Source organism: Flagellimonas sp. S3867 (genome assembly GCF_014698935.1).
Taxonomy (GTDB): domain Bacteria; phylum Bacteroidota; class Bacteroidia; order Flavobacteriales; family Flavobacteriaceae; genus Flagellimonas.
Genome location: NZ_JACVMN010000001.1, coordinates 1,460,740 through 1,481,878, shown reverse-complemented (window position 1 = coordinate 1,481,878; position 21,139 = coordinate 1,460,740). Strand labels below are relative to the sequence as shown.

Annotated in this window: 13 protein-coding genes; 10 read left to right on the top strand and 3 right to left on the bottom strand. The window is 40.0% G+C overall.

Annotated elements, in window-relative coordinates; genetic code table 11:
- Window positions 1-2: 2 nt before the first annotated feature.
- From IAG46_RS06630 to IAG46_RS06605, 6 genes are all read left to right on the top strand, one after another.
- Window positions 3-1,415, top strand: coding sequence for an alpha/beta fold hydrolase (locus tag IAG46_RS06630; RefSeq protein WP_190809513.1), 1,413 nt, complete (start codon window positions 3-5; stop codon window positions 1,413-1,415).
- Between the two features lie 420 nt (window positions 1,416-1,835).
- Window positions 1,836-2,609 carry an AraC family transcriptional regulator gene (locus tag IAG46_RS06625; RefSeq protein WP_190809512.1) on the top strand — a complete coding sequence of 258 codons (774 nt, stop codon included), beginning with the start codon at window positions 1,836-1,838 and terminating at the stop codon, window positions 2,607-2,609.
- Window positions 2,610-3,208: 599 nt separating this feature from the next.
- Complete coding sequence (locus tag IAG46_RS06620; protein ID WP_190809511.1) at window positions 3,209-6,463, top strand: SusC/RagA family TonB-linked outer membrane protein; 3,255 nt, start codon at window positions 3,209-3,211, stop codon at window positions 6,461-6,463.
- Between the two features lie 19 nt (window positions 6,464-6,482).
- Entirely contained in the window at window positions 6,483-8,198 is a 1,716-nt protein-coding gene (locus tag IAG46_RS06615) for a SusD/RagB family nutrient-binding outer membrane lipoprotein (RefSeq protein WP_190809510.1), read from the top strand.
- A gap of 31 nt (window positions 8,199-8,229) precedes the next feature.
- Entirely contained in the window at window positions 8,230-9,108 is an 879-nt protein-coding gene (locus IAG46_RS06610; RefSeq protein ID WP_190809509.1) for a hypothetical protein, read from the top strand.
- A gap of 226 nt (window positions 9,109-9,334) precedes the next feature.
- On the top strand, window positions 9,335-10,426 hold the full coding sequence (locus IAG46_RS06605) for an OmpA family protein (protein WP_190809508.1): 1,092 nt from the start codon (window positions 9,335-9,337) through the stop codon (window positions 10,424-10,426).
- A 54-nt stretch (window positions 10,427-10,480) separates the two neighbouring features.
- Here IAG46_RS06605 and IAG46_RS06600 read toward each other — a convergent pair whose 3' ends face one another.
- Window positions 10,481-10,804 carry a carboxypeptidase-like regulatory domain-containing protein gene (locus tag IAG46_RS06600; protein WP_190809507.1) on the bottom strand — a complete coding sequence of 108 codons (324 nt, stop codon included), beginning with the start codon at window positions 10,802-10,804 and terminating at the stop codon, window positions 10,481-10,483.
- A gap of 164 nt (window positions 10,805-10,968) precedes the next feature.
- Between IAG46_RS06600 and IAG46_RS06595 the strand changes: the two genes are divergently transcribed.
- The gene (locus IAG46_RS06595) at window positions 10,969-12,048 is read left to right on the top strand and encodes an OmpA family protein (protein ID WP_190809506.1); all 1,080 of its coding nucleotides are present in this window, start codon (window positions 10,969-10,971) and stop codon (window positions 12,046-12,048) included.
- 48 nt (window positions 12,049-12,096) lie between these two features.
- Window positions 12,097-13,719, top strand: a complete 1,623-nt coding sequence (locus tag IAG46_RS06590; RefSeq protein ID WP_190809505.1) for an amidohydrolase — start codon at window positions 12,097-12,099, stop codon at window positions 13,717-13,719.
- Between the two features lie 44 nt (window positions 13,720-13,763).
- Here IAG46_RS06590 and IAG46_RS06585 read toward each other — a convergent pair whose 3' ends face one another.
- Window positions 13,764-14,294, bottom strand: a complete 531-nt coding sequence (locus IAG46_RS06585; RefSeq protein ID WP_190809504.1) for a DUF2911 domain-containing protein — start codon at window positions 14,292-14,294, stop codon at window positions 13,764-13,766.
- Window positions 14,295-14,535: 241 nt separating this feature from the next.
- Here IAG46_RS06585 and asnB point away from each other — a divergent pair, with 241 nt between their 5' ends.
- Window positions 14,536-16,206, top strand: a complete 1,671-nt coding sequence (gene asnB, locus IAG46_RS06580; protein ID WP_190809503.1) for an asparagine synthase B — start codon at window positions 14,536-14,538, stop codon at window positions 16,204-16,206.
- A gap of 252 nt (window positions 16,207-16,458) precedes the next feature.
- A complete protein-coding gene (gene gyrB / locus IAG46_RS06575) occupies window positions 16,459-18,399 on the top strand; it encodes a DNA topoisomerase (ATP-hydrolyzing) subunit B (protein WP_190809502.1) in 1,941 nt (646 codons plus the stop codon).
- Between the two features lie 71 nt (window positions 18,400-18,470).
- Here gyrB and IAG46_RS06570 read toward each other — a convergent pair whose 3' ends face one another.
- A complete protein-coding gene (locus IAG46_RS06570; protein ID WP_190809501.1) occupies window positions 18,471-21,047 on the bottom strand; it encodes an alpha/beta fold hydrolase in 2,577 nt (858 codons plus the stop codon).
- Window positions 21,048-21,139: the final 92 nt, after the last annotated feature.

Genomic DNA, 21,139 nt, shown 5'->3' with positions numbered 1-21,139 from the left:
CTATGAAAGCATTACAGAAAATAACCCCATTGCTCCTTATATTTTTTGCTTATCAGTTAGGAATCGGTCAAGAATTGCCCAGAAAAGCGTCTTTGGGAATTGGCGTGGTTACTTTGAATGATTCTATTGCTGAAATCAACAATTTATCATTGTCCAAAGGAGTTTTAATATCCCGGGTAATTCCCAACTCCACTTCCGATGCGCTAAAACTGGTTGAGGGTGACGTGATCACATCCATAAATGACACGGAAATAATGAATAGATCACAAGTGTTTTCAATTGCAAGGGAACTTCGGGAAGGAAACCCTATAAAAATCAATATTGTAAGAAACGGCAGAGCAAAAAAGGTAAAAGGCAAAGCTTTGGGCAAACCCAAAGAGTTGGCTTCGGAAGGCGTCGAGGTACTTTACAGGAGTATTCAAACTGATTTCGGATTATTGAGAACCATTATTCATAAACCTTTACATGTGGAAACCTCTCCAGCCATATTTTTTCTTCAGGGCATTTATTGTGGCTCTCAAGATTTTTGGGCTGTCCCTACCGAACCCTTAAAGTTGCTAATAGATGATTTCGCAAAGGCAGGTTATACCGTTTACCGGGTTGAAAGACCTAGTATGGGGGATAGTGAGGGAGAAAAACATTGCAGGGATTTAAACTATGCTGAGGAGCTAGCCATTCATAAGGCTGCCTACAAGGATTTTATTGCATTGCCATTTGTCAATAAATCCGAGCTTTTCCTTTTTGGCCATTCCATGGGCAGTGTTACCGCTCCGCTTTTGGCCCAAGATTATACCCCAAAAGGTGTAATTGTGTATGCACCCGTATATAAAACTTGGTTCGAATATTTTCTGGATAATTTCAGAACGGTGCCTGTTCATTTTGGTGTTGAAACCAAAGAGCAGATAGATGCCATGGTGCGCAACTCAATTCCGTTGCTTTATCAATGGCTTATTGAGGAAAAATCTCCTGAGGAAATCCGTAAAGATCCGGCAAATAAAATTTTGTTAGAGCAAGAACTAAATGCATTCAATTATAATGAGGGCGATTATTTTTTTGGAAGACATTACAGTTTCTTTAGCGGCCTAAACAAGATTAACAATGCCAAGACATGGGCCAAGGTCAATACCAATGTTTTGGCAATGTATGGATCATCAGACCATCAAGGTATAAGCGTTGAACCTGCTAAGGATATTGTAGCAACGGTAAATGAGATCAAAGAAGGGGCAGGTACATTTATGGAAATACCGGAGGCGGACCATGTTTTTGCCAGGGTGAAATCTAAAAAGGAAGGTGCGCGTTTAATATTGTCAAACGAATATGTGAGATACATTCGGGAAAATTACCATGTAAATATTGCTAAAAAAACCATGGAATGGATGGAAAAACAACGCGCATTGGATTCACCAGAAGGTTAAAAATTCGCAAGATTTTCTCAATTTTTGAGACATAACCTTTTTACCTTGATCCAAAATTGAATTAAGGAATTTTTGGTGATTTTCTTTTTAGCTATGAAAAAGATTAGTTCGCCGCCTTTTACTATATATCAAAACTGGTTGTAATGACCCTAGTGGTTACCTAAATGGTACAGTATGGTGGAGACCTTTAACATTGCACTTTTATGCATGAGTTTCCAGGGAGTTTTTTTAGGTTTTCTGCTTTTCTTCAAAAACAAAGACAGGAAAAGTAGGTCCAGGGCACTTCTGATTATTTCAATGACAACCATTATTTGTTTTTGGAACATATTCTATTGGGAGAATTATTTGCCAAGTACCATCAAATTTTTGCACCTGCAAAGACCAATCTTGTTGGTTGTAGGCGCTTTTTTATTGTTTTCTATGGCAGATAGAATAAAAAAAATATCCCACATCCTGATTCCAGGACTGGCTATAGTTTTGTTCATAGCTTTATACGTTGAACGGTATATAAGAGTTGAAGAATGGAACGGATGGCTGCATTTTTTCAAGACCTTTAAACTTGTGGACGGGATTTCCTATCAATTGTTGATTCCCTATTATTTGGTGCTGTCCGTAAAACACATTAAAACCAAAATAGATAGGTTCCTATTTTGGGCACTACTGATTCTGTTCGTCACCGACTTGATTTACAGGTTTCCACAGGTACTTGACAAAATTCCATTTGACATTGACTATGTCCCGGTTGGCTTTTTGATCATTACATTTTATATAGTAGGGCTCAACTATTTTGGTTATCGATTTTCCAAATACAAAAACTCCTCTTTTTCAGAAAAGGATGTATCCGCGTATAAAAAGAAATTGTTGAACAAATTGGTAAACGATCAGGTGTACCTAAATCCTGAATTACGAATCGACGCTTTAGCAAGTGAAATGGGACTCCATGGTAAAAAACTCTCCGAAATTATTAGTCGTGGATTCAACAAAACTTTTTTTGAGCTCATTAACCACTATCGGATAGAACATGCCAAAAAATTGCTCGAAGAGGTGGAACAAGCCAATCTAACCGTACTGGAGGTAATGTATTCAAGTGGATTTAATTCCAAATCAGCATTCTACGAATTATTCAAAAAAGAAACCGGGCTTACGCCCAAAAAGTACATTAGTACTACAAGCGCAGTAACCGCTTATAATTAGGTCTCAGTTTTTATAGGAATACTGTTGCTCCCAAACTTTGTTTTAGGAAGGATGTTAACTCTTTCCATATTTGGAAGTCAAGTCCATTATAACTACTTAATTCGTTACCCTATTTAAAAGATAATACTTCGCGGGTTTAAATAGTCTCGTTTTCTGACCAGGAATAAAGGATGGTTTGCAATCCAAGGTCAATAATAACATTCTAGCAATGAAACCCTCTTCAATGATTCCAACACTCGATTCTTCCCCTAAAAAGAGCTTTGTTTTCCCAGATTAAGAGGTTTTAATATACATTTTTTGTTATGATATGCACTTTTCCGAAGACGAAAAGGTCATCTTAAATTTTCGATTTGGGCGGCGTTGGGCACTCAATGCGCAAAAAAATAGTCCGGACTCGGAAATCAGGACATTTCTACAAGGTTTAATGGGTTTTTTTACTCCGCAATTGTAAAGGTGGGACGGTGAGAGGTCTTACCAAAAAAAGAGATGACCATTAGGTTTTGTTCTCATTTTGGAATATTTGAATTAGCCTTCGATTCTTTCCCGTCCTCCTTTCTCAGTTGCACTAACTCATTATTTACTAACAAAACTTTTTATCTATGAAAGTAAAAAAAATGTTTGGTGCATTGGTTCTGGTGCTATTTTGTTTGGCATCTGTCCGGTCCCAAGAAAAAACAATTACCGGTACGGTCACGGACCAAACCGGGATACCTCTGCCAGGGGTCAATATTGTAGTTGATGGAACCTCCACGGGAACCCAAACCGATTTTGAAGGTAACTATTCCATTAATGCCAGCGTTGGACAGGTATTGGTGTTTAGCTATATCGGACAAAGAGAAGCAAGAAGAAACGTGGGTGCTTTAAATACCATTAGCGTTCAAATGCAAGAAGACGCCCAGGCCCTGGAAGAGGTTGTGGTTACGGCTCTTGGTATTAAAAGGGAAAAACAAGCCTTGGGATATGCAGTTACCGAAGTAGGTAGCGAGGATATTGAACAGAGACCGGAAGGTGATGTAGCTAGGGTGTTACAAGGAAAAGCCTCTGGGGTTCAAATTACAAACCAAAGTGGATTGTCAGGGTCAGGTACAAACGTGATTATTAGGGGGCAAACCACTTTTAGCTCTAGTAACCAAGCACTTTTCATTGTTGATGGGGTGCCTTTTAGTACTGACACCAATTCACAAGGAAGAGGAGGTGACCGAAACGATTTTGTGAACGGAAACAATGGATCCAGTAGGTTTTTAGACCTTGACCCGAACAATATTGAAAGCGTGAATGTCCTAAAAGGACTCGCAGCTGCTACGCTTTATGGGTCGCAGGGTAGAAATGGTGTAATATTGATCACCACAAAAGCTGGGGCATCTGGAAGCATAGGGCCAAAGAAAACGGAAATTACCATAAACTCTTCCATTTTCTTCAACGAAATAGCTTCCTTACCAGATTATCAAAACGAATTTGGAAATGGGTTTGATCAATCCTTCGGATGGTTTTTTAGCAACTGGGGACCAAGTTTTTCAAGAGAAGGAGCTGCAGGTTGGGGCAATCAAGCGGCCATAGATGATCAAGGAACCTTGGCGCACCCTTTTTCAACTGCCAATCCAGCAACAGGAATCCCACAAGCGTTTCCCGAATTTCAAGGTGTTCGTTACGATTGGAGGCCATATGATAGCGTAAAAAATTTCTTTAAAACAGGTACCGTTACCAATACCTCAGTTAACATCAGAGGTGCATCAGAAAATGGAAAAATAACCTATAATGCCAATTACGGACACCTAAAGGATAATGGATTTACACCAAACAATAGTGTAACCCGTAACAATTTATCCGTTGGTGGGCGAGCTCAATTGAGCAACGGGTTCACGGCAAGCGCAACCTTAAATTTTGCAAGAACCAAGTTTGTGTCCCCTCCGGTAGCATTGAGCCAGGGTAATGGAGCAACGGGAACCGGGTCTTCGATTTTTGGCGATTTATGGTTTACACCTCGAAGCATCGATATACAAGGATTGCCTTTTGAAAATCCTATTACTGGTGGTAGTGTTTATTATAGACAAGATAATACAATACAACACCCGCTTTGGACTGTGGCCAACGCGGAAACCCAACAGGAGACCAACCGTGTATTTGGACAAGCATCATTGCAATATGACATCAATGATAACCTAAATCTGATTTATAGGGCTGGATTGGATATTTACAGTGAAAACAACGCCAACTTCCAAAATAAAGGTGGAATCAACAGTAATAGTGGAGACATTAGATTGGCAAGTGGGGTCTACGAAACTTGGAACAACACCAATACCATCTGGGACCATAATATTGTGCTCAATGGCGATTATGATATCACTGAGAAAATAGGTTCAACCTTTAACATTGGAGCAACTTCAAGAAGAGAAATTTTTGATCAAAATGGGGTATCCAGTGATGGTCAACAGGTTTTTGGAATCTTAAGACATTTCAATTTCTTGAACCAAAATGAAATTCAACTGTTCTCAGAGAGAAATTTGGTTGGTTTTTATGCCCAGGCCGATTTTGATTATGACAATATGATTTATCTCACCTTGGCCGGAAGAAATGATTGGGTATCAAATTTTGCCAAGGACAATCGTTCACAATTCTATCCCAGCGCCAGTGTTTCCTTTATTCCAACAACGGCTATTGATGGGTTAAAATCAGAGAACGTACTTAATTACTTAAAATTAAGGGGAGGAATAGGTGTCTCTGCAAATTTCGAATCTTCTGCTTTTCCCATTGCGAGTACATTGTTTTTAGACACGCAAGATGCGCAAGATGGGTCAGGAACCAACCTTGTTACCAACACCACTGGTGTTCGGTTAGGAAATCCTGATTTAAAGCCGGAGACTTTGGAAGAGATTGAAGTAGGATTTGAATCCAGATGGTGGAATAACAGGATTACCCTAGACGCATCCGTATACAAGAGAAACACGAACGATCTTATACTGGATAGACCCTTGGATCCTACCAGTGGTTTTACCATTACAGCCACCAATATAGGAGAGATAGAATCAGAAGGTGTTGAAGTCGATCTCGGAGTGAAGTGGTTCAGAGAAAAAGAGGAAGGAGGGTTTAGTTGGAATTCTAACCTAAACTTTACCGCTTATGAGACAACCGTTACGGATTTGGGGCTGGATACAGATCAAGTGGTGTATTCGGGTTTCTCAAACCTTGGGAACGCAGCCATACAAGATCAGCCATTAGGGGTGTTTTTTGGAACAAGAATTCTGCGGGATGATAATGGAAATTTTGTAGTTGGTGCGGATGGACTTCATGTGACCGACCCCACCAATGGAATCATAGGTGATCCAAACCCAGATTGGGTGGCCAACCTTAGAAATAGTGTCTCCTACAAAAACTTCACCCTCGGCTTTCAATGGAACTATACCCAGGGAGGAGATATTTATTCATCTACAATATCCACTTTAGTGGGAAGAGGTTTAATTCCTGAGACCATCAATAGAGAAGATACTTATATTCTTCCTGGAGTTGATAGCAATGGAAACCCCAACAATTTGCAGATAAATAACTCAACTTTTTGGTTTAGCAATCAACTTGGTGGACCTAGCGAATTACAAGTGTATGATGCGACTACAATTAGACTGCAAGAAGCATCGCTGTCTTATACGGTGCCAAAAAAGTTTTTGGACAATACTCCATTCGGTGCGCTAAGCTTTACAGTTTCAGGTCAAAACCTATGGTTTAGAGCTGTAAATACACCTAAGGGGGCCAATTTCGACCCAAATACTTCTGGTACTGGGGTCGGAAACGGTTTTGGGTTTGATTTTATCAACGGGCCCAGCTCTAGAAGATATGGATTCAGTTTAAAAGCATCTTTCTAAGCAAATAACTATGAAAAAAATGAAAACAATAAACAGATATTTTGCCGGTGTTATTTTGGCCATAGCCTTGTTCGCGCTTCACTCATGTGAAACGACAGAACTTGATATCACCGCTGACCCAAATTTTTTGACGCCTGACCAGGCCAGTGTTGATTTTTTCCTGAGTTCGATTCAGGAAGATTTCGTAAGGCAATATGAGGGTACGGCAGATTTTGATGTCAACGACAATTTTGTTGGTGGCGGAAATACTACTGGTGATGGTTTCAATGAATTGGGAATGGAGCTTACCAGAATAGTAAATATGAGTGGTAGAAACTATGCCAGTGTTTACCAAGCTAGCGATATGACAGATGAATGGGATAATGCTTATAGAGGCATTATGGCTGATATAAGAACCGCAGAGCCTTTATCCGAGGAGGCAGGTCAAACCCATCATATTGCAATAGCACAATTCGTGGAAGCATATCTCATGGTCAGTATGGTAGATTTCTTTGGAGATGTCCCTTATTCCGAGATATTTCAAGGTACCGAGGGTAATTTTAACGCAAAATTGGATTCGGGTGCCGAAATCTATGATGCAATGCTTTTATTATTGGATAGTGCAATCGCCAATTTCAATTCTGAAGCGACCACCGAACCCGTAGATTTCTTCTATAACAATGATTATGATAAATGGATTAGAGCATGCAATACGCTAAAAATGAAGATTTACTTGCAGCGAAGATTGGTTGACCCCAATGCCATTGCAAGTTTCAATACAATTGTTTCCAGTGGAAACTATATTCAAGATACTGCTGACGATTTTCAGTACAATTGGCCGGCAGCCAGTGCTTCTCAGCCCGATACAAGACATCCAAGATATGGATTGAATTACACCGCAGGTGGAGGAGCAGAATATATGTCCAATTGGTTGATGAACACAATGAGTGTTACCGGAGACCCTAGAATCAGGTATTACTTCTATAGACAGACCCAGTTTGTTCCAGGAGCAGAGATTGATCCAGATGAGGAATTGTTGAACTGCTCACTCGAAGCACCACCACAGCATTACATTAACGGTGGATTTTCCTTCTGCTGGTTGGATAATGGTTATTGGGGCAGAGATCATGGCGATGCCGATGGTATTCCGCCTGATGGATTGTTGCGAGCCATATATGGAACATATCCCGCTGGTGGAAAGTTTGATGACAATGCCTTTTCAGGAATAAACGCCACCGCCGGTTCAGGTGGAAATGGAATTACCAATCTGTTGACCGCATTTGGAGTTGATTTCATGCGAGCAGAGGTCGCCATGATGGGTGGAGATATGCTTGGTGCCAGGAATTTTATGTTGGCAGGTTTGGATAAGTCAGTGGCAAAAGTGCAGAACTTTTTAAACGGAAGGGAAGCTGGCGCAGACATTTCATTCGTACCAACCCCTGCAGATGTTGCAGGCTATAGAGCTAGTGTTTCCAACAATTTCGATGCCGCGGACGTTGCTGGGCAATGGAACATAATAGCCGAACAATACTGGATTGCTCATTTTGGCAATGGAGTTGAACCCTATAACTTTTACAGAAGAACGGGTTATCCTACCACCTTAAAACCAAATTTGGAACCAGACCCAGGTGTATTTGTTAGGTCTATGTACTATCCATCCAATGCCGTAAACAACAACTCCAACATTTCTCAAAAACCAGATCAAACACAAACAGTTTTTTGGGATAATAATGCGAGCGCTCCTGTGGCGAATTAACAAAAATCCAATGAACGTAAAATTGAAGTTTATGAAAAGTTTTAAAAAGCACATGATGTTCCTTATGGGTGTACTTGTGATTTCTTCGTGCAGCGAGGATGATAAGATCTCCAATCAAGTTGTGGTAGATACCACAAGAGGAGCGGTAATTCGAACTATAACGATTGACCCAAATTCCTTTGATATTTTCAATTCGGAGTCACAGTGGACAATCACGGCGGAATATCAAGATATCACCGACGGTACCTTACTATCCGATATAGAAGTGTTTCTCAATTTTGTGGATAACACGGAACAAAACGGAACAACCACGGCAGTAGAAACCAAATTGACGACCATAGAGGGTTCTACTTTTACTTCCGGTCCAAATGGCCTTCCCAGGACAACTTTTTCTATTGGATATGGAGAAGCGTTAAATGCACTGGGAGTTCCCAACGATTCGGATTCCGTGAGTGGGGGCGATCAAATTAATATTCGATTGGTGGTAAACTTGACCGATGGTAGATCCTTTACCGATGTTGATGCAACAGGTAATGTAAGTGGAGGGTCTTTCTTTTCGTCGCCGTATAACTACAGGGCGAACATTGTTTGTCCACCTACTGTGCCCACAGCTGGGGAATGGTCCATTGAAATGCAAGACTCCTTTGGAGATGGATGGAACAATGCCAGCTTAGCGGTTACCATTGATGGCGAAACCACAACCTTTACCTTCAATGATGGTGCAGCAGCCAGTTTCACCTTTGATGTTCCAGCCGGAACATCGGTGATATCTATAATTTTTTCCGCAGGTGATTTTGATGAGGAAGTAACCGCACAAATAACATCGGCCAATGGAAATGAGGTTATAGATCTAGAGCCAAGCCCACCAGTGGGGGTTGAATTACTCGATTACTGTTTGGATAATTTGTAGTATCCCTTTTTTGAATAGCGAGGAAGGAGCCACCATTTATGGTGGCTCCTTATTTTTTTATAAGCTATGAAATCTGATAGCATTCGATTTTGAACCAGCACTTCGAATTTATATGAGGCGCTACTTTGTAAGTAAAAACGCAATAATATGTTCAGAAAATCGTTAAATATGGAATGTCACTCTAATATTTTATATCAGAACGACTGTCCCAATTGGATTGGAAATCATGCGATTACGATTCATTTACATATCAACCTCACTTTTTTTTGCACTCGCTCTTAAACTTGCGAATGCACAAAACCTTGTTCAAAATGGTGGCTTTGAAGATTACGTGGATTGCCCTGTAAAAATGAGCAATTTAAATGGGGATGTTGAATTCTGGAACGCACCGACCCTTGGCACAACGGACTACTTTAATCGTTGCAGCAAGACCAAACTGGGTATTCCTATGAATTTTAAAGGAAAACAAGAAGCCTATGAAGGCCAGGCCTACGCCGGATTATACCTTTTTGCACCCAAGGATTATCGCGAATACATACAAACACAACTTTCGGAAACCCTGCAAAAGGGCCATAGATATCGTTTGAGCCTTGTGTTGAGCCTATCCGAAAAGTCAGATGGTGCGGTTATGGATTTTGGTGCAGTATTTTCGGAAAAACAACTTTCTGTTCATACCAAAAGGCAACTTTCTAATGCCATTTTAACCTCTCAGAGCATAAAAGTTTCCCATGCCAAACAGTTTTCAGCATCTGGATTTTATAACGAGAAGAAGGAATGGATACAGCTTAGCTTGGACTTTGTGGCTAGGGGGTTCGAAAAAACGCTTATTCTAGGAAATTTCAAAAGCAACGGAGGCACCCATTATTTGGGTTTTGGCAATGGAAAGACCAAAGGTGACGGTTACTCCTATTATTATATCGATGATATCTCGCTTATCTATTTAGGGCCTGAGTATAAGCCAAATCAAAATTATGTGTTGAATCATGTAAACTTTGATTTTGATCGTTTTGAACTACAGCCAAAAGCAAAACAAAGCTTAAAAGATGTATATGAGCATCTAAAGAAGCACCCGAATCTAAAAGTTGCCATCAATGGGCATACTGATGACCTTGGTTCTGAGAAATACAATGATGTGCTTTCTAAACAAAGGGCAAAGAGCGTTGCAAGCTATCTAATAAGGTTAGGGCTTAAAAGAGACAGGATTACTTCAGATGGTTTTGGGAACAAAATACCGTTGGACAGTACTCTGACCGATAAGGCTAGAAGAAAAAATCGTCGAGTAGAGTTTGTAATGACCGAGTTCGTGGATGATGAATAGGTGACTATCTAAATGCCACAAGAAAAATTCTCATTCAATTTTTGGAAAGTAACACTATTGTCCCTCCAATAATTTTTTCATTTCTGCATCATATTCCAGAACAATTTCCCCTGTGCTCCCTCCACTTAATACAAAGAAAGATTCGGTTTTATAGCCTTTGGATTTAATTTCTATTTTCCAATGAAACCCTTTTTCACTTTTAAGAGAAAAGAAGCCGTCAAAATCTGTATGGGTGATATCCTCGGTGTTATGTATTTCAATAGTTGCCAAATAAACCGGAAGTCCGAGTTCATCGACAATCTTTCCCGAAATGGTATTTTGACTAATACCAAAATAGGGAACAAAGGACAATATGAGCATAATGGTTACTATGCGCATTATAGCAAGATTTGGACTATAGTAACGCTTTTTATCCAAATTTAGTATGAAAAAACAGTAATCCAGGGAGCGAGTTATTAAAGCTGCCAAACAGCGAATCTTGCAATATAAATCCAAAACATGCGTTAATAACCAAGTACGGGAACCTACAAACAAAGTTAAAAATGGGTTTCCGTATTTTATTTTTATTCAGCTTCAGTCTATTGGTGTGTACAGCACTACCTGCTCAAAACTTGATTTTAAATGCAGGGTTTGAAAACTACAATTCCTGTCCCTCCAACATTGTTGGTTTAGATGTTTTACTCGATGATGTTTCATTACCTACATCAAGCTCGGGCGATTACTATAACCAATGTGGTTCGGAAGATTTTGGTGTTCCATCTAATTTTAAGGGAGAGCAAAAAGCTACAGAAGGTTCTGGTTATGCAGGTCTTTACTTTTATGCTTTGAACAATTATAGGGAGTATGTTCAATTAAATACTGCCAAGACACTTAGAGAAAAGCATCCTTATAAAATTTCGCTACAAGTGAGTCTGGCCGAAACCTCTACATTGGCCCTGAAAAATATGTCAATCATACTCACAAATAACAAGGTTAAGGTTCCTAATAGTTCAGTTTTGTCCAGTTCTAGATTGGACTTACAGGAGAATATTCAATTTTATGAAGTAGAATTGAAAGCTGATAACTCTATGTCAGAAACAGAGGGTTGGGTTACACTTACAGCTGAATTTGATGCAAAGGGTTTTGAAAGTCATATCATATTGGGCAATTTTAGATCCAATGCCAACACCCAGTTGTTGAAAAACGAAGAACCAGCTTTGTCCAGTGATTTCTCTTATTATTATGTGGATAATTTTAATCTTGAAGAGCTGCCAAGGGTAAACTACGACAAGGATAAAATCTATGTTCTTGAACGTAATCCGTTCGAACCAAAAGGATACAACTTGGATGCCAAAGCAATGGCCAGTATTAATAAAATATTCAAATTCCTTAAGGAAAATGCCGAGGTACAGATGAAAATTACTGGGCACTCAGATACAGGAAGCCCAGAATATAGCAAGTTTATATCATCACTACGAGCTAGGGCCGTTGCACTTCATTTAAAGAAATTGGGGATAGACGACAAACGCATTGTTTGGGAAGGTGTTGGAGATACCAAACCCCTTCGAAATGGTAAAATTCATACCAAGAATTTTGAAGATGGCCGAGTTGAGTTTGTAATGACCGAACCAAACAATAAATAAACTTAAGTTTCTTCATAGCATTTTCTATTTTTGGGGAAACTCAAAAAAATGAAAAAGCTTCTTCCTTGTATTTCATTGATATTCCTATTGGTTGCTTGCGATTCTGCCGAGAATGTCGATTTAATCGTTCATAATGCTAATATCTACACAGTTGACGATGAGTTCGCTATAGCCAACTCCTTGGCCGTTAAAGATGGAAAATTTATAGCAGTAGGTGAAAAAGAGGCGATAAACAAACGTTTTACTTCTGAAAATCAAATTGACGCGGACGGAAAGACCATTGTCCCTGGCTTGATTGATGCCCATTGTCATTTTTATGGGTTGGGGATGAATCAGCAAGTTGTGGATTTGGTGGGGACCGAAAGTTTTGAAGAAGTGTTGGAGCGAGTTGTCGAATTTCAGAAAAAACAACCTTCCAATTTTATATTGGGCAGAGGATGGGACCAAAACGATTGGGAGGTCAAAGAATTTCCAACCAAAAATAGATTGGATGAATTATTTCCCAATATTCCGGTAGCGCTTCGAAGAGTGGATGGCCACGCCTACTTGGCTAATCAAAAAGCGCTGGATTTAGCAGGAATTACTTCCGAAACATCAATTGATGGTGGTGAAATCCATAAGATAAATGGGAAGCCAACCGGGATTTTGGTGGATAATCCCATGAGAATGGTCGATGCGGTTATTCCCAAGCCAAATAGAGCTACCCAAATAAGGGCGCTTAAAGATGCAGAAAAGCTGTGTTTCCAATACGGATTGACCACGGTAAACGACGCCGGATTGCAAAAATCAACCATTGAATTAATCGATAGCCTCCAACAAACAGGCGATTTATCCATTCGAGTATATGCAATGGTGAGCAACACCAAACAGAATCTGGATTATTTCTTGGATAAGGGCATTGTAAAAACAGATAAGCTAAATGTGCGTTCGGTAAAAGTCTATGGTGATGGTGCTTTGGGATCTAGGGGAGCGGCTTTAAGAGCTCCATATTCCGATAAGGATGGACATTATGGAGCCATGGTAACACCAGTTGATCAAATTGAGGCGTTAGCTGAGCGGATTGCTGCTTCAGATTACCAGATGAATACCCATGCCATTGGTGATTCTGCCAATATTGTTGTGCTCAGAGCCTATAAAAAAGCTTTGGAAGGTAAAAAAGATAGGAGATGGAAGGTTGAACATGCCCAAGTAATTTCTGAGCAGGACTTTGATTATTTCAAAAACGGGATAATCCCATCGATACAACCCACCCATGCCACTAGCGATATGTATTGGGCCGAAGATCGGCTAGGCGCTGACCGCGTTAAAGGAGCCTATGCGTTTAAAAAACTGCTGAACAAAGCTGGAATGGTGGCTTTAGGTACTGATTTTCCAGTCGAGCGTGTAAGTCCTTTTCTAACCTTCTATGCTGCTGTGGCCAGGCAGGATTTGGAAAAATTCCCCGAAGACGGTTTTCAAATGCAAGATGCCCTATCCCGTGAAGAAACCTTAAAAGGAATGACCATTTGGGCTGCCTACTCCAATTTTGAGGAAAATGAAAAAGGAAGTATTGAAGCTGGGAAGTTGGCAGATTTCATCATTTTAAGTGATGATATAATGACTGTCCCAGTTGACGATATTCCAAACTTGCAAGCAGAACAGGTTTTTATGAATGGAAAACAAGTAAAATAAAAAAGGGCCTTTAAGGCCCTTTTTATCAGTTGTCAAACTTTTTATTAAAAAGAGATGGATAACGAAACCCTAGTGGTTCCCCAACCCATAACCATGTCGCCATCGTCGGCAAAAGTAATGGAAAATGCTTCCAAAGAATCGCCATCAGTACTGGCTTTTGCAGTAACCCTTGCCACATCAGCAGCGCTATCATAAGAATAAGCTCCCCATTGGTTCAGATTGTTGTTCAGTATTACGGTCCATTCACTCTCTCCAGGAATGGTAAACAAGGAATAGGTACCTGCTTTAACTGATTTTCCACCCACGGTGGCATCCTTGTAAAAGGTAATTTCAGCCGCTTCATTGGCACCAGTTCTCCAAACCTTACCCGCTGGGGCAAGTTCTGATAAACTACGACCCTTTAGTTGAGGTCTGCTATAAATTACACGGGCAGACTTGTCAGAAACCCGATAGCTTGCTGGGAATGTCGCAATATCAGCAGGACTCTTGTCCAAACCACTGAATTTTTGAGCTGTTGCTTCCGTAGAAAATGCCAATCCTAAGGTTAAAAAAGTAAGTAAGAATATTTTTTTCATGATGATGATTTTAGTTGAGCCCAAAACTAGGGTGTATTTAAATGATCTATTAATAAAGAGACGTTAAAATTTAACAAACCTTTCAATGTGTTCGATAATCTGTTCTCTAGATCAATTTTTATTTCAGTAATGTTCTTTTTCATTATAAATAGTTTCATATGATAACCAATAATGCTATGTATGTTTAATAAATGAAATTATAAAACAATATTTGTATTGAAATTGTTATAAAAATAAAGATATGTGCGGAATTGTATGCGCGTTTGATATAAAGGAAAGTGCGGAGAAGTTGAGACCTCAACTTTTGGAAATGTCAAAAAAAGTAAGACACCGTGGTCCGGACTGGAGTGGAATATATTCAGATGATAAGGCTATCATGGCCCATGAAAGATTGGCAATTGTTGATCCAGCATCTGGAAAACAACCCTTGTTCAGCGAAGATAGAAAACTTGTTTTGGCAGCCAACGGTGAAATCTACAACCATAGAGAGTTAAGAAAGCAATTTGAGGGAAAATATGCCTTCCAGACACAATCTGATTGCGAAGTTATTTTGGCTTTATACCAAGAAAAAGGTGTCAACTTTGTTGATGATCTGAACGGAATTTTTGGTTTTGCCATTTACGACAGCGTGAAAGATGAATATTTCATTGCCAGAGATCACATGGGAATCATTCCGCTTTATATTGGTTGGGATAAAAACGGAACCTTTTATGTGGCTTCCGAACTCAAAGCTTTGGAAGGGGTATGTTCTAAAATAGAGCTGTTTCCTCCGGGACACTACTTGCTTAGCTCCGATGGGGAGTTCAAAAAGTGGTATAAAAGAGATTGGATGGAGTACGAAGCCGTAAAGGAGAACGAGACCAGTATCCAAGAAATAAAGGATGCCCTTGAAGCCGCCGTTCACCGCCAGTTGATGTCCGATGTTCCATACGGAGTGCTATTATCTGGTGGATTGGATTCTTCGGTCACTTCGGCCGTTGCAAAAAAATATTCCCAAATGCGAATTGAATCGGGTGACACCAAGGAGGCTTGGTGGCCGCAATTACATTCCTTTTCTGTAGGCTTGGAAGGGTCTCCGGACCTGGCTGCTGCCCAAAAAGTGGCCGCTCACATAGGGACTATTCACCACGAAATAAAATTTACTATACAAGAAGGTTTGGATGCGATAAAAGATGTCATATACAACTTGGAAACCTATGATGTTACTACGATTAGAGCTTCCACACCGATGTATTTGATGGCAAGAGTGATTAAATCCATGGGCATTAAAATGGTATTGTCCGGTGAAGGAGCCGATGAGTTGTTTGGAGGGTACCTATATTTCCATAAAGCACCAAGTCCAAAAGACTTTCATGAAGAAACCGTAAGAAAATTGGACAAATTGCATATGTACGATTGCCTTCGCGCCAACAAATCCTTAGCAGCATGGGGCATTGAAGGCCGTGTACCGTTTCTGGACAAAGAATTTATGGATGTTGCGATGCGCATCAATCCAAAAGATAAAATGATCAATGGAGAACGCATGGAAAAATGGGTGGTGCGTAAAGCGTTTGAAGATTATTTGCCCGAAAGTGTTGCTTGGAGGCAAAAAGAGCAGTTCTCAGACGGTGTTGGGTATAGTTGGATAGATACCTTGAAAGCATTGGTGGAAATCGAGGTGAGCGATGAGCAATTGGCCAATGCACACTTTAAATTTCCAATTCAGACACCAAATACCAAAGAAGAATATTATTACCGTTCCATTTTTGAAGGGCATTTTCCTTCAGATGCGGCAGCTATGAGTGTTCCACAAGAGCCTTCAGTAGCCTGTAGCACTAAAATTGCCTTAGAGTGGGACGAAGCATTCAAAAACATGAATGATCCTTCAGGACGGGCCGTGGCCAATGTTCATGAAGATGCATATGTGAAATAACCAAACCGTTATATACCGCATGCAGTAGAGATACTTGCAGTTTTGTTTTATTTGAGTTAGTCGGAAAAGCCTCTTACCAAAGAGGCTTTTTCTATTCAAAACATCACTTTTTTGGACTAAAAAAAGGTGAATGTTTTTCCACATTTACTTGTTGATAACTTAAGGTGTTCAAATACCCTCAAGCACCTAATTTCATTGGGTATTCCTTATATTTGTAGGATTTGAAAATTTCAAGGCAAATAAAGAGAATATATGAGCGAAGAGGCTAAAAAAAATCAATATTCAGCAGATAGTATCCAGGCTCTTGAGGGAATGGAACACGTACGTATGCGACCATCCATGTATATTGGAGATGTTGGTACCCGCGGACTCCATCATTTGGTGTATGAGGTGGTGGACAATTCCATTGATGAAGCAATGGGAGGTTACTGTGATACTATTGAAGTTATCATCAACGAAGATAATTCCATAACTACAAAAGATAACGGTAGGGGAATCCCAATCGACCTTCATAAAAAAGAAGGAGTTTCCGCCTTGGAGGTGGTCATGACGAAAATTGGAGCCGGTGGTAAGTTTGATAAGGATTCCTATAAAGTTTCTGGGGGTCTTCATGGTGTTGGTGTCTCTGTGGTTAACGCCTTGTCCGTACATTTAAAAGCTACAGTCTTTAGGGAAGGAAAAATATGGGAACAAGAGTATGAAAGAGGTAAAACCCTTTATCCTGTAAAAAGTATTGGAGAGAGCAAGGAAACGGGCACAGAGGTCACTTTTATGCCCGATGATACCATATTTACCCAAACCATCGAATACAGTTACGATACCTTGGCCAATAGAATGCGTGAACTTTCCTATTTGAATAAGGGAGTTACTATTTCACTGACCGATAAAAGAAATAAAGATGAAAAGGGTGAGTTCATTTCAGAAACTTTTCATTCCGAAGAAGGATTAAAAGAATTTATCAAGTTTTTAGATAGCAATCGTGAACCGCTTATCCAAAGTGTAATTGCAATGGAGGGCGAAAAAAATGGAATTCCTGTAGAAGTGGCTATGGTCTACAATACAGGATTTACAGAAAACCTTCACTCTTACGTGAACAATATCAACACTCACGAAGGAGGAACCCATTTGTCAGGTTTTAGAAGAGGATTGACTTCTACTTTAAAAAAGTATGCAGATAGTTCTGGAATGCTTGATAAACTAAAATTTGAGGTTGCTGGTGATGATTTTAGGGAAGGATTAACAGCAATTGTTTCGGTTAAGGTTGCAGAACCTCAGTTTGAGGGTCAGACTAAAACTAAACTAGGTAATAGAGAGGTGACTAGTGCGGTAAGTCAGGCAGTTTCAGAAATGCTGACCGATTATCTGGAAGAACATCCAGACGATGCAAAAGTAATAGTCCAAAAAGTGGTTTTGGCGGCTACAGCAAGACATGCAGCTGCGAAAGCTAGAGAAATGGTCCAACGTAAAACGGTAATGAGTATTGGAGGTCTTCCAGGAAAATTATCAGACTGTTCAGATCAGGACCCGGCTAATTGCGAAGTGTTCTTGGTAGAGGGTGACTCCGCAGGAGGAACAGCCAAACAGGGAAGAGATAGAAAATTTCAGGCAATATTACCGCTACGTGGTAAGATATTGAATGTCGAAAAGGCCATGCAACATAAAGTTTTTGAAAATGAAGAAATCAAGAACATTTATACCGCACTTGGGGTTACTATCGGAACCGAAGAAGATAGCAAAGCTTTGAATCTTGAAAAACTGCGATACCATAAAGTTGTGATTATGTGTGATGCGGATGTGGATGGTAGCCATATTGAAACCTTGATTCTTACCTTCTTCTTTAGATACATGCGCGAACTCATTGAAGGAGGTCACGTATATATTGCAACTCCGCCATTATATTTGGTGAAAAAGGGATCAAAGAAAAGATATGCATGGAACGATGAAGAACGGGATGAAATTGTAGAATCCATGAAAGGTGGTGCAGGAATCCAGCGCTATAAAGGTCTTGGTGAAATGAATGCCGAGCAATTGTGGGATACTACCATGAACCCAGAATTCAGAACCTTAAGACAGGTTACCATTGATAATGCTACGGAATCTGATCGTATTTTCTCTATGCTTATGGGTGACGAAGTACCACCAAGAAGAGAGTTTATTGAGAAAAATGCCGTTTATGCCAATATTGATGCATAAAAGGTTAGTAATATTTACAGTAAAAATCCCAGGCTTACCTGGGATTTTTTGTTTCTAAAAGCTAAAAGTTCTTATCTCCATTGAAAATCACCGTTTTCAATAGACCAGTCGTTTCCAAAGAATCCAGCACATTTAACGGCGTCCGTGCCGTATTCCATAATGTCATTGCTAAAAAGCAATAAATCTGGATAAGAAGTGCCATTCAATAGATAATGATTACTATAAATGGCTTTCATTCCATTAATTCCCGTAGCGGTAACCACACCAATGCTTGTTGTTTCGCTATCCTTTCTGGGAGCGATAAAATACAATCCCCATTGATTTCCATTTACCTCTTTTTGGGCCAATGTTACACGATTATCCTCGACTTGGATAGGAAAATCATTTAAAAGCATTTTCCATGCAGCATTGTTGCTTTTGTTTCCGTAGACCACAATATTCCTGTCCTGATATTTTTTGGGATTGAATTCGACATCTGGAACCATTTCTACGGAACCGTTGGCTCGATAATAAAAAGTTTCTGCATCCAAACGGGCCTTGTTGTAATACCAGTCATTTTCAGTGCTGTTCCCTCCGGTGGCATAAACAAAGACCATTTGGTTGTTGAATGCATCTTTAAAACCACCATTGCGATGAGGTCCTTTTTCATTTGAAGAAGGCTTGACTGTTGGTTGCCATGTATCTCCTGTCTTTTTGTAATAGGCAGTTTTTTTGGATGGTATTTTTAATGGAGTCCCATCAATTTTTAAAGTGTCTGATTTGAGATGCATAGCTTCCAAATCCAATCCAATTACAGACACATTATCGGTTGTAATGGATGCATTAGTCTCTTTTGAAAAGTCAACCGAACTGATTTCGAAGGGCTTTTTCTGCTGATGTATGGTAATAAAATGTGATTTGGCCGAAACCCCAGGGGAAGCCGTGTAAAATTCCATTGTATTGATTACAGAATCTGTTTTGATAGTCCTGTTCTTAAAAAGCTCAAAAATCGGAGGCCAATCCATACTGTGGTCGCCATACCAATGGGTTCCTCCCGGATATTCATAATAGGTAAAGTCGGAATGAAATTTGCCCAATACTTCTCGCATCTCCCGAGCAATAAAAGTCGGTACCACATTGTCTTTTTCGCCATGAAGCACATAAATACCGTGTTGTAGGTAATTGCGTTTCAACTTTAAGGTACGACTTGGATTCCCAGCTCGTAAAATCATGTGGTCCATGTCGGTCAATTGAGGCTTCCTTTGCATTTCTTTTAAACGTTCAGGAGTAATGCCCCATCGCTTTAGCTCCTCTTTACTTGCCTTAAGCGCACGTTTAACAAAACTATCTCTATACCCCAAAAGGTCTGGGTAGCCTGCACAAGGGGCGATAGCCGCAAATTTATCCGGGTAGGTTGCTCCCAAATACCAAGTGCCGTGTCCGCCCATGGAATGTCCGGTCAAATAAATTTTTTGAGGGTTTGGTTGATAGATTCTTTTCCCTTCAGCCAATACCTCTAAAGCATCCAATCGGCCCCAATCTTCCCATGCAAAACCAAACGGTCTTCGGTTGGTAGGCGCAACAACATGTCCCCAGTCCTTTTGTTTATAGGCGTTGGCTTGGTTAACCGCTTCTACCGATGCTCCGTGCACAGATAAAAACAGCGCTCCCTTTTCCAAATCCTTGGTAGATGAAGGAGCAACACTAAAATATTGCACGCTATTATCTATTTGACTAATAAAAGTACGTTTGTGCTTGCTGTATTTGGATTTTATCTGAATGTCAACCCCTTGGGTGTCTAGGGTAGAATTTGAGCTATTTTGCAAGGTCAAATGCAGTTTTGATTCGGAAGTTTCCGAGTTCCCTGGAATCGAAGGGATCTCAAAAGCCACTTTTCTAACACTCATTGGGGGTATGGAAGGAATTACGGTAATTGATTCTTTTCCCTTATGGGTAAGCTGAATTTTGTGGTCTTTAACCCAATTTTCAGATGCGTTGATTACCCGAATAGCTCCTTTGTAGCCAATATTTTCCTCAACAAGTAAATCAGGCAGTGTCATATCCCTAGTTGTAAAGAGCACAGGAGCTTTGGGTTGAATTAGACGCGCACGTACCCTGGGAAACCTCCCGGATTTGAGTACGAAAATGTTAATCCCTTTTTTTAGTTTGATAGGGATCAAACTATAACCAAAATCGTAATAATCGCCTTCATGGGGATATCCATTTATTATGGCCTGGGTATGTCCCGAAGCTTCAAAAAGAACGGTTTTGGCAGTTGATGAGCGATAACTGAGGTATACATAGGAACCCCTGAGTTTGGAATCATTAAAGGTATTGGTGCTATCTACCTGGATTTTAGTCCAACGATGTGTTTTGCCAGCGTCATCAATACTACCAATTTCTCCTTCAGAAACTGTTTTATCACTCATCAAAAAGTCCTTGAAAACCCTATCTGTGGGAAACGAAATGGAATTTAGGGCACTTCTCTTGGAGGTCAGGTATAAGGCATCTTTGAACACATGAACTACCTTCCCTTCGCTTACCTTATCAACCTTCTCCTTACCAAAATATTCGACAATATTTCCTTGACGTTTTTGGGCTGAGGTGTTGAGAGTTCCAATAAAAGTAATTAGCACTACGAGAAACTGATAAATATGGGATTGACGCATGAATTGATGATTTAAAGTGAAAGTAAATATTTTACCTCTTTTAGGGCAAAAAGAATAGCTTACCCATAGCCTAGAATCGACGGATAACGAAG

Coding starts and splice junctions, on each gene's coding strand:
- IAG46_RS06570 (WP_190809501.1), bottom strand. CDS start 21,047: ATGCGTCAATCCCATATTTATCAGTTTCTCGTAGTGCTAATTACTTTT.
- IAG46_RS06595 (WP_190809506.1), top strand. CDS start 10,969: ATGGGTTTCCGTATTTTATTTTTATTCAGCTTCAGTCTATTGGTGTGT.
- IAG46_RS06585 (WP_190809504.1), bottom strand. CDS start 14,294: ATGAAAAAAATATTCTTACTTACTTTTTTAACCTTAGGATTGGCATTT.
- IAG46_RS06605 (WP_190809508.1), top strand. CDS start 9,335: ATGCGATTACGATTCATTTACATATCAACCTCACTTTTTTTTGCACTC.
- IAG46_RS06590 (WP_190809505.1), top strand. CDS start 12,097: ATGAAAAAGCTTCTTCCTTGTATTTCATTGATATTCCTATTGGTTGCT.
- IAG46_RS06610 (WP_190809509.1), top strand. CDS start 8,230: ATGAAAAGTTTTAAAAAGCACATGATGTTCCTTATGGGTGTACTTGTG.
- asnB (WP_190809503.1), top strand. CDS start 14,536: ATGTGCGGAATTGTATGCGCGTTTGATATAAAGGAAAGTGCGGAGAAG.
- gyrB (WP_190809502.1), top strand. CDS start 16,459: ATGAGCGAAGAGGCTAAAAAAAATCAATATTCAGCAGATAGTATCCAG.
- IAG46_RS06600 (WP_190809507.1), bottom strand. CDS start 10,804: ATGCGCATAGTAACCATTATGCTCATATTGTCCTTTGTTCCCTATTTT.
- IAG46_RS06630 (WP_190809513.1), top strand. CDS start 3: ATGAAAGCATTACAGAAAATAACCCCATTGCTCCTTATATTTTTTGCT.
- IAG46_RS06615 (WP_190809510.1), top strand. CDS start 6,483: ATGAAAACAATAAACAGATATTTTGCCGGTGTTATTTTGGCCATAGCC.
- IAG46_RS06625 (WP_190809512.1), top strand. CDS start 1,836: ATGGCAGATAGAATAAAAAAAATATCCCACATCCTGATTCCAGGACTG.
- IAG46_RS06620 (WP_190809511.1), top strand. CDS start 3,209: ATGAAAGTAAAAAAAATGTTTGGTGCATTGGTTCTGGTGCTATTTTGT.